Below are 14966 nucleotides of genomic sequence, written 5' to 3' on the forward strand. Positions count from 1 at the left end.
GCACCTTCGTCGCGTTCGATACAGGTTTGGGACACGTGCCGTGCAGGGCGCTATCGGTTGGGGCGGGAACGTACGCAGGTGCGCCACAGGTGTTGCGACGCAAGCCAAGTCAGTACAAGCCGTGGAGGAACGATGGGCCTATCTGCCATCGCGGTGGCCTGTAGAGGCGTGATCGCGGATGCAGGGCATTCGTGCGCGTTCGCAAGATCCGGGATCGCCCGATCGCGTGGTGCGTCATCGTCTACGGTGCCAGCCAGTCGATGGTTCGACCGATCCGGACGGCATTCATCTGCTGAAGCTGGTGATGCGACACTGGCCGGGTTCGGGGTGGGGATGCGTAGGCGACAGAGCGTGGTTCGCGTGTCGGCAAGAGCTTGGACAGCGGCCACTGCTCGGGGTGGTCGTTGCCGTGTTCGAAAATGTGACGCTCGGGTAGTGCGATCCGAATCGGGACGCCGACCCGCGCCCCGCGGGTAATCAGGAAGACACCTCCCGGGAGGTTGTGAATCTCGTCTCCGGGCGCCGCGATGAGTTCTCGATAGACGGTCCCGAGTGCCATGGAGCGGCCGAAGTAGGTCGTGGACTCGGCAGTGCCGATCGACTTGTACACCTGGAATGGATCGGTGACCAGGTAATAGGTCGCGATGAATGCCGGGCCGAGGTCGTTGTTCATGTCCTGGGGTCCTTCAGCGAAATGGGTGGGCGTTGAGTCGCTCTCGAGTGGTGATCAGGGGCAACACGGCGAATCACCCGGGCCTGACCAGGGTGCGAGGTTCGTGATCAGGGCAGGTGTCGTCGGCCGGGACAGCGTGGGGATGGTCGAGATATGTTGCGGCGCAGAGGATGTGACAGAGTTGGCGAGTTCAGTCAGACCGGTATCCCTGAAGCGCACACCGGAGAGCGTCCCGAAACGATGTTGGGATGGTCAGCGACGGCGAGCCTTGATGAAAGCCAGGTGCGCAGACCGGCAGCGGCCGCTCCGGCGAGCAGGTCGAGCCCGGCGAACACCCGGCTCGGATCACGCTCGTTGACGTCCTACACCGTGGTAGTGCACTCGAGTGCTGGGCGCGATCACCACAGCGGAAATCCCTTGATCGCAGACCGCACCATCGAACGCAGGGCACGGCAGGTGTGGATGTTCACGGTGTCCGGATCCAAGTGCGGTCGTGCTGGCCGGCGGCCTCCCCTATGGTGCCCCAGCCGTCTGCTTCGATACGTACTGTGCCGTCGTGGTCGACCCACACCGGCGGTGGCGCGATCTCGTCTACCGCACGCACCATGCCGGCCAGCCCGACACAGATCACGGGTAACCGCGCGATCAGGTTCTCCAACGCCAACGCCGATCTCATGTCGTGTCCTTCGGGGATCGCTGAGCAACCTCGAACAGCAGCGGCAGATGCGGGCTGGAGATCACGAGTCGTTCCAGCTCCGCGAAGCCTGTGGTGGCGTAGTACGCCTCAACCGCTGCGGCCTGCACAGCGGGCATCGCCTCGGGAGCCCACGCGGCCGCCGCGCCTCGGAATTCGATCGTGGTCATCGTGACATGGCCGCTCAGATTCACCGGTAGGTCGAAATCGACCGCGTCCAGTCCACGCAACATGGTGCGGGCGTGCGTGAAGGTGTCAGCCTGGACCTTCACGGTGGCCAGCATGTAGGCATCGAAGGTGTACTCACTCATCACCGCGTCCTTTCATTCGCTGCCGCGTTGGAGCCGAGATCCTCTGCGGTGCAACGGTTGCAGCGCAAAGCAGCGAGCGTGGGCGTGGAGCCGGCCGACCTGCTCTGGTGACCGGGACCGGCGGCACCTGGCTCCGGTGCGCGTCCCATCGTGGCGGCGGTGCCGGGGAAATGGTTTTTTACGAGATTCCTTGGGGGGGTTTCGCCGGCAGCGGACGCGGCTCGGCTCGGCTCGGCTCGGCTCGGCTCGGCTCGGAAGAAGCTGCACCGCTGAGTTGAACCGCCCATATCGGCTTGCCGGACACGGTCACCTTCGCGGGTGTGCGGCGCAACGAAGTTCTCGGAGGTCGGCTGCGCTCAGGCCGTCGAGTAGCGGTTCCCCATCGCAGGCTGGTGCCAGATCCAGCGCGATCTGCCCGATGGGGTCGACGGCGCAACAAGGCTGTTGGCTCGCCTGGCGCCGTAGCTCGGACAGGGGAAGGGGAATCTTCACCCCTCGTCGTTGGATAGTGAGAATCGACCTGTCGCCGAGCTTCTGACGTAGCGCTGCTTCGTGACGTTCGGCATCGGCGTAGCGGTCGGGAAATACGTGCAGGGTGTGGCGCCACTGTTTCTGACCCGCTCGCACACAGGTGCCGCCACAGTTGTTGTGGCGGAAGCCAAGCCGGTACAACCGCGGAGGAACCAGGCCACGGGCGCGGCAGTCCTCGAGCATCTGCTCCTTGGACAGATACGGCTCTTCGGCCATCGGGAACTCGACCCGCCAGGGTGCCCAGCCACGAACAACGCCAGGTTCGCGGTGTCGCTCGGTCCAGTCCAGCCCTACATATAACACCGTGTCGGCGGGGTCGGCGTTCTCTTCCAGCCAGCGGCGGCAGGGAATTTGTTTGAGCCATTTCGAGCATGGCGCCAGACGGGAATTCCCGATCCACCGTACGTCGGCGAAGACCTGCCACGGGGTGCGGCCGTCGCACACGCGGACCAGCCGAACACCGAGGTAATCAATGGCATCGCGCAGAAAGCGGTGGAGATCCTGATCCTCGATCAGGGTGTCCGCGAACAGTAACAGCACGTCCTCGGTGCCGAATTGCTCCACGACACGGACAGCGGCGGCGAAGGAGCCTATGCCGCCGGACATTTGGACAATCCGCTTCACAGTCTGCCTCTCGACAGGAATCGTGCCCGGGGCCGGATCTGGTCGAATTGTTCACTGCGACTGTCCGCCCCGGGCACCTACGGTTCGACGTCAGGCTTTTCGGTGGTCGGCATACCGTTCCCGCCGGCTGGGGCCGCACCGATGTCGAACGTGACCGTGCGTATCGTGCGGGGATCTCGGTCGATGAGTTGATAATCCACGTCCCAGAAACGCATGCGGCCCAGGACGTTACGGTGGTCGATCAGGTATTGGGTGAACGCTTGATCAGCCACGGCGGCGAGCTCGTGCAGCCCGGGTGGTGGATCGGTGGGAGCATTACGGTCCGGATCAACCAAATCCAGCATCTGGGCGGCAGTGTCGAGGTCGACCAGATGGCGACGAAGCTGCAACGCTCGCCGGTGAACCGACGACTGCTCGTCGTCGATGGCTGGACCGGTCATGAGGCTCCTTCGATGACGGAGATCGTGCGTAAGGCTCGAACAGATCGCTTCCGGAGACAGCCGGGCAGGCGAGCGGGGCGCCGACCGCACGATCGGAAGGACGGGTGCGCCGGAGATGACGACCTCGCCAATGGTGAAGAGGGCACGGCCCTTGGCGCGGGCGAGCGATCGATGCCACGAGCCAGGGCATCGAATGTGGATTCGTGTCGCTGATAGCAGGTCAGGCGGGGTTATGGTCGTGAGATCGCGGATCGCTCCCGATAATCGGCCGAGAAGACCTCGTCCCCGTTGACGGTGATCAGCATCGGCACCCGCTCGGCATCGTTGAGCAGCCACGGTGCCACGGTGTCGAGATTCACCGACACACGCAGTGCTTTGCACCGGTGGTCGAGGTAGACGAAGACCAACGATCCCGCGACCTCGATGGCGGGCAGGCTGTCAGAGTCCGCGCCGCGATAGGGATGCAGCAATGCGGCGATATGTGCGGCATCGACTCGCCGACGCCACCGTGCGGTCCGAAGACTGGCTGGCCAGGTCCGTGGATCGAGGTGGTCGAGCCAATACAGTGCAGCCCGATAACGCAGTCGGAGTCGGAGTCGGAAAGAATGTTTCACACTGTCCTCCACGAAGATTGAGGTCGGCTCGGTCGCGGCTTGGTTCGGCCCACGAGTCAGGACTCACGGCCTTCGGCTGGGGCGAGACTCGGTCGTCTGCAACGGGAGTGGCCCGCGAGATTTGGCGACAGGACGACCACGAGGGACGGTCGTTCCGTTGAACGACTATTCACAATGAAAAGCGGTGTTGGTCAGTTGATCCCGACGCGCACGCGGAACACGCTTGCCCTGGATAATTTATGCGGCCAGCGGAAGCGGCTGGGTCAGTGCTGGACTGTGCTGGCGGGAGGTTGGGGTGAGGGTCCAGCGATCGAGTTCTTCGCCGGTGATTGCTTCCACGAGCGCGGAAATGAGAACCTCGGCCACCGGCGGGGTGACGGCGTTGCCGAGCTGTCGCACACGCTGACGTTTGTTTCCCAGGACCACGTACCCGGATTCGAACGCCATGGCACTGCTGATCTCGTGGGGTTCGAGCATGCGGAAACGGACATCGTCGATGTCGAGTTCGGAGATGGCCTCGACGAGCGCGTATTTGTCGCGCGTGGGCACCGTTCCCATCGGGTCGTCGACTCGTCTGGGTGCGCTATGACCGTAGTAGGGCAGCAGCATCGAATCCCACAGCGCCCCAGCGGGGTTCGTGTCGGGGGTGACCAGGCCGTGGTGGTTTCCGCTGGCGGTGACCGTGGCCAGCGCGTCGCTGACCGGCCTGGCGTCGGAGGAGCCGCCGCGGAGCTCGGCGATGAACGGGACGAACGCCACGGCGGTTTCCGCGCGAGTGGTCTGTGTGCGCAGCGGCAGTGTCGCGGGCACGGCTTCTTTGCCGTCGCGGCCTTCGGCCGGCACGATCAGCGGCGGCACGACGAGCGCGTGGTTGGAGCCGTCGGCGACGATAGTGGCCAGCGGATTGTCCAGGCCTATGGTGCGGGGGCGATCCGAGCGCAGCAGTGCCAGGAAGGGCGCGGGTATCGCGAGCCCGTCGTTTTCCCGGGTGGTGCGGGCACTCATCGGCGTGGTGATCGGCATCGCTTGATCACGCCAGGTGCCGCCTGCGGGGACCATCATTGGCATCTGGGTCGTGTAGCGGCGCAACCCGACCTGGATTCGTTGCATTGTCTTGTCCGCCAACGGTTTCGCCCGGTCCCCGATGCGGGTTCCCTCCAGGCTCCAATCGATTGCGGCCGCAGCCGGGAGCGCAGGTGGTTCGAGGATCGCGTTGCGGCACCGGGTGTGTGGGCACCGGTAGTGATACTGCTGCCGGTATCGGCCCATATCCGCGTGGGGCTGTTTGAACACCTGCAGCGCGTGCACCCATTCATCGCAGCTGGGGCAGTACGCCAGCGGCCGTAACCACTTGTCCCAGTCCGGTTCCCGGCCGATCGTGGCGTCCCAATACGCCAGATACAACCGGTCTCGGCTCTGCGGTGCGGGCGGGGTGCGGACCGGCTGGGCGTGCATGGAGTTCATCGCGATGAGCTTTGTTTTGTAACCCAAGGCCCGGATTTCACCAATCCATCGCTCCCACTGGTCCCATTGTCGCACTTCGACCACGTTTTCCACGACCCCGGCACGGACACGACGGCCGCGGTCGATCACGCCCCGCAGATAGCGGGGCACCTCTTCCATCAGCGCCCGGCTGCGGTCGGCTTCCTCATCGCGCTCGAGGTCGAGCAGGTCGCCCTGCATCGTGTTGTGATAGTCCCGGCGTTTGCCGCGGGCGGAGGACCATTGCGGGCATTCCGGAGACGCCCAGAACAAGTCGGCGGCCGGCCACCTCTCGACCGGCTCGTCGCGGATATCGCCGAGATAGTGATCGGTCTCCGGGAAATTTCTCGCGTGGGTCTCGATCGCTTGCTGCCAATGATTCGCCGCGTGCGTGACCGCGACGCCCGGCACCGCGTGCGCGCCCTGAGAAGAGCCACCGGCACCGCAAAACCAATCCGTGAGTTCGAGCATTAAAACTGTGTCCGTTCATGATTCGCCAAGATGGCGGAAGGCTGTGGAGGTCCGATCCACACGCCGGTGGTTGTCGGCATTGCGACGTGCAGGACCGGGAGAAATGCGAACGACCCACGCGCAGTGGGCAGAAGACGACCGCGCAGTGCGGTAGGGAATCGAGCCGGGCGAAAGAGATCGGCGGCGGTGTTCGATCTACGGATGTCCACTTACGTGCCGCAGGCGCGCGACGAACGAGTCAGTCGTGCCACGGCCGAGAGCGCGCCGTGCACCATTGATGCGTGATCGCGGGGAACGCGAGTCGGTGCGTAATGAATTCGCCGATGCGCAGCAGATGCAGGCGATTCGGGCGGCCCGTCAACTCGTCAGTCCTGAGAATCATTGCGACACAGCAAATTCCAGGTCTGGATGTCGGTATCGGGTGTCGACGCCGGGAACCGGGTGCTGCGGGAGGATGTCATCGGGCGGGGAAAGTGCGAACGACACGCGGCGGGAACGTCGCGGACCGATCCGACGGCATGGGCAGATGGTCTTCATGGTCATCGCGTGCTGCACGGATGGCAGTGGTGTCCGGGCGGGTTCTAGCGTCCGTGGGCTGGTGCCCACTGGTAGGGCAGGGCGTGACAGCGGCAGTCGTGGTCGGTGTCCGGGTGACCGGACGTGCCTACGGGAACGGCCCTGTCGGGATAGATGGTGTCAGCGTCGATCTCGGGGACGAACAGACACGAACAGTCGGCACACACGTAGATGGCGGCGATGATCCGTTCCAGCTGGACACCGGCGGTGGCGAACCGCGGCCACAGCGATCGCGCGGCGTCGGCGGATTCTGTCTGGCAACCCGTTGGGTCGATCGAGTTGACCCACTCGCAGAGGGCATCGATCTCGCCGGAGGACAAGGGTGCGGTGTCCACGAAGTGCTCGCTGGAATGAACTGGTGTGCATTGGAATTGACGCAACGCGGCCAGTATGGTCGCGAATTCACGGTCGTTTGGATGAGGATGGTTCACCGGACCTCCTCGGAGAAGTGGATAGGTGGCAACACTTTTCGGGAACTGAAGGCGAGAGTCGCGGGGACGGTGGGTTGAACAGCCGATCAGCCGCAGTGGATCTCGGGTCCGTTGTTGACCGACACGACCAGTGGAAGCGCGTCGGCCGGGATGTCGTCGTCCTCGACGTGGACAAAGGTGTCCGCGCCGCCGGAGTCTGCGCCGCGCTGACGGATGTGCACGCAGACCCCGGCGAACTCGAAGAGGTACATGTCGGTTCGGTCGCCATCCCCGGGGCGGACCTCGAAGACTTGAATGCGTGCCAGACCGAGCTGATGAATATCCGGGATTCCCGGAGAAACCCGGAGTGACGGTGTAGGTGATCGTCATCGCTGACCTTCCGTGGTGGAAATGGCGGAAACCACGTGCCGACTCGGCGGCCCGGAAAAATGTGAATGGCGAAGCGGGCTGGGGTCGGGCCGGGCAGCCCGGACCGATCGCCGAGCTGCGGCGGTTGGCGTGGATGCGGCGGGGAGCGGTGTCAGAACAGGGGGCGCTGGGCGCGTACGTCGCGCATCCAGTGACGGACGGTGGGCAGCAGTTTGTCGGGACCATAGGTCAGGAATGTGCCGTCGGCGGTGGAGGCGCCGATGTGGTCGGCGAAGCGGAGCCGGGTCAGCGAATTGACCCGCCCGAGGTGGACCGCGTGACCGTGGTCCAGAGCAACGCGAGCCAGCTCGACAGCGGCAGTGCCGAGCTTCCAGGACGTGCTGCCTCCGATGAACAGCACGTCGAAGGCATCCCAGAGATCGGCGCTGTGGTCGTACTCCATACCGTCCTGGGCGACATAGGCTGCGGGCAGGCCCAACTCGCGGATGCGCGGAAGGATCTCGCGCGAGCGCGCCCAGGTCGCCAGATGATCAGCGACGACATCCGGCGCGACGGCCCACAAACAGCGGTCGGCGTGGACGGCCAGCCCGGTGAGCCAGGCCAGATACCGTGCGTCTCCCGGGTAAGCACCGGAATACGCGGAGTTGTCCGCGGCCCACAAAGCATCCTGGGGCACGGCGTTGCCCGCGGCCGGGGTCACGATGGCGGCTATCTCGCCACACCGCATCGCGGCACGAATCGGAGCGGTCGACGGCGGCGACAGATACAACGGCGCCGACCAATCCACCCGAGCCCACGGATTCACCGCCCCCGAACCGCCAGTGGCCGTCGTGACGGCCCCCGACGAACAGACCGCTGCAAGATGGTCACCGATCTCGGTGTTCGGCTTCACCGTGTGGGCTCCGCAGAATTCATGCAGCACAAGGTCATCCCCTTGGATCTGACTGCTGACGACTCACTGGCCGGTGTCAGCGGCCTCGCGAATGAGCTGCTCGGTCTCGGCGACACCGAGTTCGTCATCCTCGTCACGACATGCCCACGGCGAGCAGCCAGGTTTCGTTCCTACATCGGCAGTCGCACAGTGAATGTCGGTCTGCCCGCGGTCCAAGCGTGCGATGACGGCGTTGAACGCGAGGCGAGCTACTCGCCTTGAGGTAGAGCACCGTATGTGTCGAGCAGATCTAGGAAGAAGGTGTCGAGCAACCGAGCGGATTCGGCAGCGTCGCGGGTGAGTTCGTGACCACCGAACCGGAAGACTTCGTAGCCGGCCAGCTTGATTCGTCGATCTTCGGCCACCATCGTGCTGTAGAGAGCGGGGTCGGCTATGCCATCACGGCTGGCATAGTGCTGGCGGCCGTCGACCTCGATCACGATTCGTCGGCGGTGCGGAAGCAACAGAAGGAAATCCATGCGCTGGCGTTCGAGTTGATTCGGCCGATTGCCCAGCTGGCGTTTGGTGTATGGGTCATAGTGCAGATAGACCTGCGGAATGAGGGCGGGCAAATCAAACCCATCGGGGCGGGCGTAGAGCGTGCTGTATGCCCGAAAGAGGGTTTTCTCGGTCTTGTTGTCGAGGCTCTTGACTAGTCGGTCATAGAGGCCGAGGGCGTGCTCGCGTTCAGTTGCAGGACCGGGATACTGCTCGGCCCACCATCCGACCAGTTCGCGCCAAGTCAATCCGCGGTCGGTCAGAGGTCGGTTGTAGACGAGGCAGTACTGCTCATTCTCGACGATGTCGAGGATGTTGTTGACCGCATCGCGAAGCACGATACGCGGCTTCGGGCCGTCAGCCGCGAAAATAAGATTCTTCAGTTCACCGGAAACACCGTGGGCCCCAAGGGCATCGAGAAGCGATTGCACATGATCTGAGGTGAAATCCGCGGCAACCCGCCGAGCGATCCCGGCCAGCTCAGCAAGCGGGCTGTCCTGGAGGCGATGGTCGACGTAAGCGCGTTTGCTGCTGAACGGATCGAGGTCGACCTGCGAGGGCGGCATCCCAAGGTCGTCGCATACCTCGGCTAGATGGTGCGCGCTGATCTGTTCCCACAAGGCTTCAGCGATGGCTCTGCGCAGCTTGTAAGGCGTTACGTTGGTCATCCGTACACCCCGTGTTCTCAGCCTCTGTGGTGACGACACCGTAGCGGACGGAGCCGACAGTCCATGTGCTGGCTGGGATCGTCTGTTCCTGCGATGTCGTTACCTCGGCGAATTTGCGAACTACTGGTGTTGTCCGACGATGGATTCAAGGAATGCCTTGGCGGCGTTGACGTATCGGATGGCTGTTTCCGAAATGTTGTGGAGCAAGGCGCCATCTGAAGATGGCCCTCGGGGCGACACCAGCTCCTAACATCTTGGACCACAACAGAACTTTCCGATCGCTTCGGCTTCAGTCCGATTCCTGATGGACCGGCTGTGCTTCGGAAAGGTGAGATGCCGCCGCGGCTACAAGTTCACGAACGGTCGAGCCGAGGTCGGTGCTGTAATCGGTGACGACTCGGTCGTAGGTGTCCAGCGCCTCCCTTGGGCGGTCGAGGTGGCCGAGGACAACGCCCTGGTAGAACAGTGCGCGAGCGACCAGCTCACGAAAGGTGGGATCAGGGTCGGCAGCGTAGTCGGTGACGACTCGTTGGTAGGCGGCCAACGCTTCTTGCAGGTGATCGAGCTGGCCGAAGACGATACCTTGGTTGAGCAGTGCTTCGGCGACCAGTTCGCGGAGGTAGGAGTCGGCGGCGACGAGTTTTTCGACGGGGGCCCGGTCGGGGTGGCCGAGGGCGATCATTTTGCTGAGCAGCGCTCTATGGAGTTGTTCGCGGAGATCGAGATGGGGGTCGTGGCGGTAGTCGGTGACGACACGCTGGTAGGCGGCCAGCGCCTCCTGAAGGCAGCCGAGTTGGCCGAGGACAACGGCCTGTTGGAACAGTGCGCGAGCGACCAGTTCGCGGAGATCGGGGTCGTTGGCGTAGTCGGTGACAACTCGTTGGTAGGCAGCCAGCGCCTCTTGCAGGCGGCCGAGTTGGCCGAGCGCGTAGCCCTGACCGAGCAGCGCCTGAGCGAGACGTTCACGGAGATCGGGGGCGTTGGCGTAGTCGATGACGACTCGTTCGAAGTTGGCCAGCGCTTTTTGAGGATGGCCGAGCCTGCCGAGGACGCAGGCGTGATCGAACAGCGCTTCGGCTAGCTGTGCGCGGAGGTCGGGGTCGTTGCTGTACTCGGTGACAACTCGTTGACAGGCGGCTGACGCTTCTTGCAGGTGACCGAGCTGGCCGAGGACACGGCCTTGGTTGAGCAGTGCTCGCGCGACCAGTTCGCGGACGACGGGGGCGGGGTTGTCGCTGTGGTCGGCGACGACTCGTTGGTAGGCGGCCAACGCCTCCTGTGGACGGTCGAGCTGTCGGAGAGCAACGCCCAGGTTGTATCCGGCCGAGGCTGCGATTTCGGGGTTTGACGATTCACGTGCGCGGGTCAAAGCGGCTTCCGTGTCGGTCAATCGTGCATGCCCGTAGGCGCTTTGGCTGATATAGGCAGCTTGTGTATCGGTGGCGGTATCAATCGCGGTGGCCCACACCGGATCCGGTGGGGATGGGAATGCGGACGCTTCGATGGCGAGCCGAACGACGTAGTCGAAGGCTTCGTATCCGTCGACGCGGTACACCAGCGCAATCGTTCCCGTGACCGGCGCGAGCGCCCAGGTGAGGCCCGTGGCGAATGCGGTGTCGTCGGGGGTGATTCGGCTGGGCAGATACAGTGTCCAGATTTGGCGCAGGATGGTTTCGTCAATGGGGTCGGTGCGCCCGCAGCGCGCCCAGTCGATCACCGCTCGCGCGATGGCCGTTCCTTCTGGAGCCCGGTCCATCTCGGTGTTCAACCTGCCCCACAGTTCAGGTCCGGCGACCAGGTAAGCCGCCAACCCATACCGGCGAAGTTCCTCGAAATCAGTGCGTGGTATCCGCTCTTTCAGCCCCTCAAGTTCGGTGTCGCTCGTCTGGGCCAGCGTAACTCGCCGCGCGTGCGCGAGCACTCCGCCTGCTAAGGGAGTGAGGTTCTTGGTATCGCTGGCGAGGTCGCGGCCTTTGCCACCATGGGTGGCGACCACGATCCGTCCAGGGACCTCGGCCCGCCATTCGCGCAGGGTGTGCAGGGTCAAGCCGTTGGCGAGGAACGGTTCGAGATCATCGAGCCACAACACGGCCGGACCGCGGGCGGGAAGGCGTTGTCCGGGTTCGAGAAGCGAACTGAGTGCGACTTTGTCCTTGTCCCTGGTGTCGACCGGGGCGATCAACGGCAGCGTTCTGGTGTCATGGCAGGTTTGCAGGGCGTGTAGCAGGGTGCGGGACTTGCCGACCTTCGACGGGCCCTCCACCACCACCAGCCACTCACCGCTGCCGATCACCGCGTCGTGGACCGCAGCCACCAACGTGTCGTCCACCCCACGCTCCACATAGGCCGGTACCCGATCGCGGCTGACCGCGGTACGGGCAGCAGGGTCAACCCCAATTGCACAAGGATCCACGTCCGCGACCGCGACCACCGGGGTCCGCAGCCGCCGGTCCAACTCGGCCCGCTCACGACGACTCTCTACCCCGGCACGCCCGACAGCGAGCCACACACTGACGCCGGCACCGACACCGGCGACGATGGCCGCGGCGAGAGTGAGCCATTTCTGACCCAGCGGACCCGCCAGCCCAGCACCCGCGACGCCGACTACGAGAACTGCTGCCCACACGGTCTGCCGCCGCGTCCAGGTCCCCACCGTGACCACCCTGCGCACGCGCTGACGATACAACCGTCGACGGCCATCAGGACTCCCGGCCCACTCTCCTCTGTCCGCGTTGCCACGAGGTGATGAGGTGTCCGAGGGGACACAGGACGTGGACGCCAACCGATGTGTGCCGGACGATGACGGGCCCGATGTGCGCCACGGCGAACTCCTGACGATTGAATCGGAAGCTGGATGTCGTAGGAAAGTGCAGTCGAGAGGCCGCATCGGCGAGCGGGCCAGGCGATGCGTGCGGGATCGCCCGGCCCCACTGCTCAGGCGGCGGCCCTACTGGCGTAATGGATTTGGACGTGGTCGCGCAGTTGGTTGTGGACTTCCTCGACCCACGCGATGTCACCATCGATCGCGACCTCGGAGACTGCGACCTCGACAGGTTCGCCGCGGGACACGAAAGTGGGTGTTTTCCCGGCTCGATACGCCGTGACGTGGATGATGCCCGGTTCGGTCACCGGCTCGCGCTCGCCGCGCCACCAGTTCTGCGGATGACGCCAGAACGCGTGGTACTCGATATCGCCGACCTGCCACTCCCAGCGTTCCCCCTCGGCGGCGCGATGATGGCGGAGTTTGACGCTGCCCCGTTTCTTGCCTGGACGCGGCCGGGCCGGCGCGGCATCGAGAGCTACGAACAATTCGGGGAACTGCTCACGGGCCTGCGCGGCGGTGAGATGACCGATCACCTGGTGATACGGCAGCGGCTGCGGGCGGCCGTTGCGGCGGGTCAGCCCGGCCATGGTTTGGACTCGACCGCCGACGGTGTCGTAGAGACCGGCCACACTGACCGACTTCGGGTTGACGCGGGCAACCTCGTGCCAGCGATCACGGCTCCAGGAAACGAAGTCGCCGACCGCGAAATCGTCCGGCCCCCAGACGTGCACACCCGCCTCGTCGAGAACCCGCCACCAGTAGTCGATTTCCTCCAGCTTCTCCACGATCTCGGCACGCGTGATCGCCAAAGAGTGATCCGACCACCGGTCGCCGTGGTCTTCCAGTTCCTTGCCGATACGGCGGAGATCGGTTTCGATGCCGAGGATGCGGCGCTGGGTGGTGCCCGGGTTCTCCTTGTAGGCACGAAAATTCGCTGCCGCCTCCGCACGGTCGATGCGATGTTTGGCCTTGTCGTAGAGCGCCCATGCCTTGCCCTCACGCTGCCACAGCCGATCCAGCAAGCGCCGGTGCCGATGCTCGGAATGATGGCCGACGAGAATCGGCTGACCGTTGAGCATGTCGTAGGTGCGCTGGTTGGCCGCTCGGATGCTGTCCGAAGTCCAGAACTCGCGCCGCGCCATGTACTGCTGATAGGCAGCCCGATCGTCGGCCCGGTCGTGCTTTTCCTCCATGAACCCGGCGAAGTCGACCGCCGGCGTCGTGTCGTCGATCTCGACGTCGATCTCGTGGCCGAGTTCGCGAAGCCGCTCGACCGCAGTGTCGATCTTGTAGGTGTCGGCGCGGCGGCGCCGCGAGTGCGGCAGATACCAGTACGGGTCACCCCACTCGTCATCCTCGGGAAGGTTCTCCGACCCGCGGAAGTTGCAGGGCCACTCGGTGAGTGCCTTCCCGACGCCTGACATGCCGCGGTAGGTGCCGTAGACAAGCGTGCCGAGTTGACGGTTGTGGCGAATCATGATGTGGCTCATCTGGTTACGTCCTTCCAATGAAAGGTGCGGTCGACGAATGAGAGAGCTCGCCGGACACGGGGCATCAGGCGAGGCTCGAAGAGGCCGATTCCGGTTGCGGGCTGGCCTGGGTCGTGCGAATGGGCGGCGCGGCGTGCTGGCTGTCGGTGGCAGCGGGGTCGATGGCGACGACTCGGCCGGCGTCCGATACAGGCCCCGGCTGCGGGTCGCCGGATCGGCAGGAGCATCCAGACGGTCACGGCTGCGCGGTCACGAGGAGCGGCAGCGCGTGGCGTGGAGCTATGGCTGTGTGACGGCGAAGGCGACCTGTCGGGCGGTCACGGTGAGCAGCACGTGGACGTATCCGTCGTCGACGGCTTTGCGAAGAAAGTCGAGCAACGTGTCGCCGGTGTTGCCGTCCATCGGCTCGTGTAGATCGAACAGTTCGGCGAAATCGTCACCGCCCAGCAGCGACGCGGGATCGGTGCCGGGACCCCAGCCTTCCGCGTACACGACCTGGATGGCGTCGTCGCCCGTGCGCGCCGCATTGCTCATCAGGTAGGTGCCGTCGTCCTTGACCCACCACAACGCGGGCCGGACCGGGCGCTGGTCATACAGCGGCCGGTGGTCGGTGGCAGCGGCGGTGTGTTCGGCGATGTCGAGGACTCGACGCAACGGAAATCGCAGCTCGACGGGGCCCTTGTCGGTGATGTCCAGGTCTGCGGGTTCGTCGTCGGGGTTCGGTGGTGTCGGGAACTTTCCCCGGAACAAGACCAGCATTGCAATGGCGTCATCGCGGGCCCGGAAGGGTTGCGGGAACTCGATATTGGCGGACGCGATCCACAGGCCATCGGCTTGGTAGACAACGCCGAATTTGGTGACATGGTCGGGGGTCCAGATTTCGAAAGCGGGACCGTCGGCTCGCGGGGCGGTGTCGGTGAGCGCAATCGGCGGCAGGTGCGGGCTAATGTCGATGCTGTCCTCGCTCATGTACTCGTCTCGATTCTGGTCGTGTGAAGACCCGGAAGAAGAGGGCTGGACTGGATGGATGAGAGTGGCGCAAGGCTGCCGTCGGTCAGCACGCGGACAAGGACGGCGGCAACGCCAAGCTGCCGAACGGAGGTGTGAAGAGTTCACCTTCCGGACGTTCGTCGTCAGGCTGATGGAGTAGATCCCGCCAGGAGATCAGCAGTTCTTCGGCCTCGGGGACCGATGTGGTAGAACGCGACCACCGCGGCACCTGCGGGTCCAGTCGACCGCTCCTCGTGTTGATTCATCATGTCCTGCAACAGCTTCCGCCCGTGCGGACCTCCTGTGGGGTGAGCGAACGCCACGAACTGTTCGCCCATGCTGTGCCCAC

Annotated in this window: 15 protein-coding genes; 1 reads left to right on the top strand and 14 read right to left on the bottom strand. The window is 64.5% G+C overall.

Annotation, left to right across the window (positions count from 1 at the left end):
• Window positions 1-241: 241 nt before the first annotated feature.
• The 10 genes from ABH933_RS22280 to ABH933_RS22325 all read right to left on the bottom strand — a co-directional run bounded on the left by ABH933_RS22280 (window position 242) and on the right by ABH933_RS22325 (window position 8021).
• On the bottom strand, window positions 242-673 hold the full coding sequence (locus ABH933_RS22280) for a hypothetical protein (RefSeq protein ID WP_429420102.1): 432 nt from the start codon (window positions 671-673) through the stop codon (window positions 242-244).
• A gap of 466 nt (window positions 674-1139) precedes the next feature.
• Complete coding sequence (locus tag ABH933_RS22285) at window positions 1140-1349, bottom strand: hypothetical protein (protein ID WP_429420100.1); 210 nt, start codon at window positions 1347-1349, stop codon at window positions 1140-1142.
• The gene (locus ABH933_RS22290) at window positions 1346-1678 is read right to left on the bottom strand and encodes a hypothetical protein (protein ID WP_429420098.1); all 333 of its coding nucleotides are present in this window, start codon (window positions 1676-1678) and stop codon (window positions 1346-1348) included. Before ABH933_RS22290 ends, ABH933_RS22285 begins: the two co-directional genes overlap by 4 nt.
• Window positions 1679-1984: 306 nt before the next feature.
• Complete coding sequence (locus ABH933_RS22295; protein WP_429420096.1) at window positions 1985-2815, bottom strand: hypothetical protein; 831 nt, start codon at window positions 2813-2815, stop codon at window positions 1985-1987.
• A gap of 95 nt (window positions 2816-2910) precedes the next feature.
• Entirely contained in the window at window positions 2911-3273 is a 363-nt protein-coding gene (locus ABH933_RS22300) for a hypothetical protein (protein WP_429420094.1), read from the bottom strand.
• A 230-nt stretch (window positions 3274-3503) separates the two neighbouring features.
• Window positions 3504-3743, bottom strand: a complete 240-nt coding sequence (locus ABH933_RS22305; RefSeq protein WP_429420091.1) for a hypothetical protein — start codon at window positions 3741-3743, stop codon at window positions 3504-3506.
• A gap of 381 nt (window positions 3744-4124) precedes the next feature.
• On the bottom strand, window positions 4125-5840 hold the full coding sequence (locus ABH933_RS22310; protein ID WP_429420089.1) for a DNA cytosine methyltransferase: 1716 nt from the start codon (window positions 5838-5840) through the stop codon (window positions 4125-4127).
• A 581-nt stretch (window positions 5841-6421) separates the two neighbouring features.
• The gene (locus ABH933_RS22315; protein WP_429420087.1) at window positions 6422-6751 is read right to left on the bottom strand and encodes a hypothetical protein; all 330 of its coding nucleotides are present in this window, start codon (window positions 6749-6751) and stop codon (window positions 6422-6424) included.
• A gap of 182 nt (window positions 6752-6933) precedes the next feature.
• Entirely contained in the window at window positions 6934-7098 is a 165-nt protein-coding gene (locus ABH933_RS22320; protein WP_429420085.1) for a hypothetical protein, read from the bottom strand.
• A 269-nt stretch (window positions 7099-7367) separates the two neighbouring features.
• On the bottom strand, window positions 7368-8021 hold the full coding sequence (locus ABH933_RS22325; RefSeq protein ID WP_429420083.1) for a hypothetical protein: 654 nt from the start codon (window positions 8019-8021) through the stop codon (window positions 7368-7370).
• Window positions 8022-8078: 57 nt separating this feature from the next.
• On the opposite strand from ABH933_RS22325, the gene ABH933_RS22330 reads away from it, so the two are divergent.
• Window positions 8079-8369 carry a hypothetical protein gene (locus tag ABH933_RS22330; RefSeq protein WP_429420081.1) on the top strand — a complete coding sequence of 97 codons (291 nt, stop codon included), beginning with the start codon at window positions 8079-8081 and terminating at the stop codon, window positions 8367-8369.
• Here the strand turns inward: ABH933_RS22330 and ABH933_RS22335 are convergent.
• From ABH933_RS22335 to ABH933_RS22350, 4 genes are all read right to left on the bottom strand, one after another.
• Window positions 8357-9313, bottom strand: coding sequence for a hypothetical protein (locus ABH933_RS22335; protein ID WP_429420079.1), 957 nt, complete (start codon window positions 9311-9313; stop codon window positions 8357-8359). The two genes, ABH933_RS22330 and ABH933_RS22335, sit on opposite strands and share 13 nt — an antisense overlap.
• A 289-nt stretch (window positions 9314-9602) precedes the next feature.
• The gene (locus ABH933_RS22340) at window positions 9603-11642 is read right to left on the bottom strand and encodes a tetratricopeptide repeat protein (protein ID WP_429420077.1); all 2040 of its coding nucleotides are present in this window, start codon (window positions 11640-11642) and stop codon (window positions 9603-9605) included.
• Window positions 11643-12247: 605 nt separating this feature from the next.
• Window positions 12248-13627, bottom strand: coding sequence for a DUF3560 domain-containing protein (locus ABH933_RS22345; RefSeq protein ID WP_429420075.1), 1380 nt, complete (start codon window positions 13625-13627; stop codon window positions 12248-12250).
• 279 nt (window positions 13628-13906) lie between these two features.
• A complete protein-coding gene (locus ABH933_RS22350; protein ID WP_429420073.1) occupies window positions 13907-14596 on the bottom strand; it encodes a DUF3085 domain-containing protein in 690 nt (229 codons plus the stop codon).
• Window positions 14597-14966: the final 370 nt, after the last annotated feature.

It is taken from the genome of Nocardia sp. GP40, assembly GCF_050434125.1.
Lineage (GTDB): Bacteria > Actinomycetota > Actinomycetes > Mycobacteriales > Mycobacteriaceae > Nocardia > Nocardia albiluteola.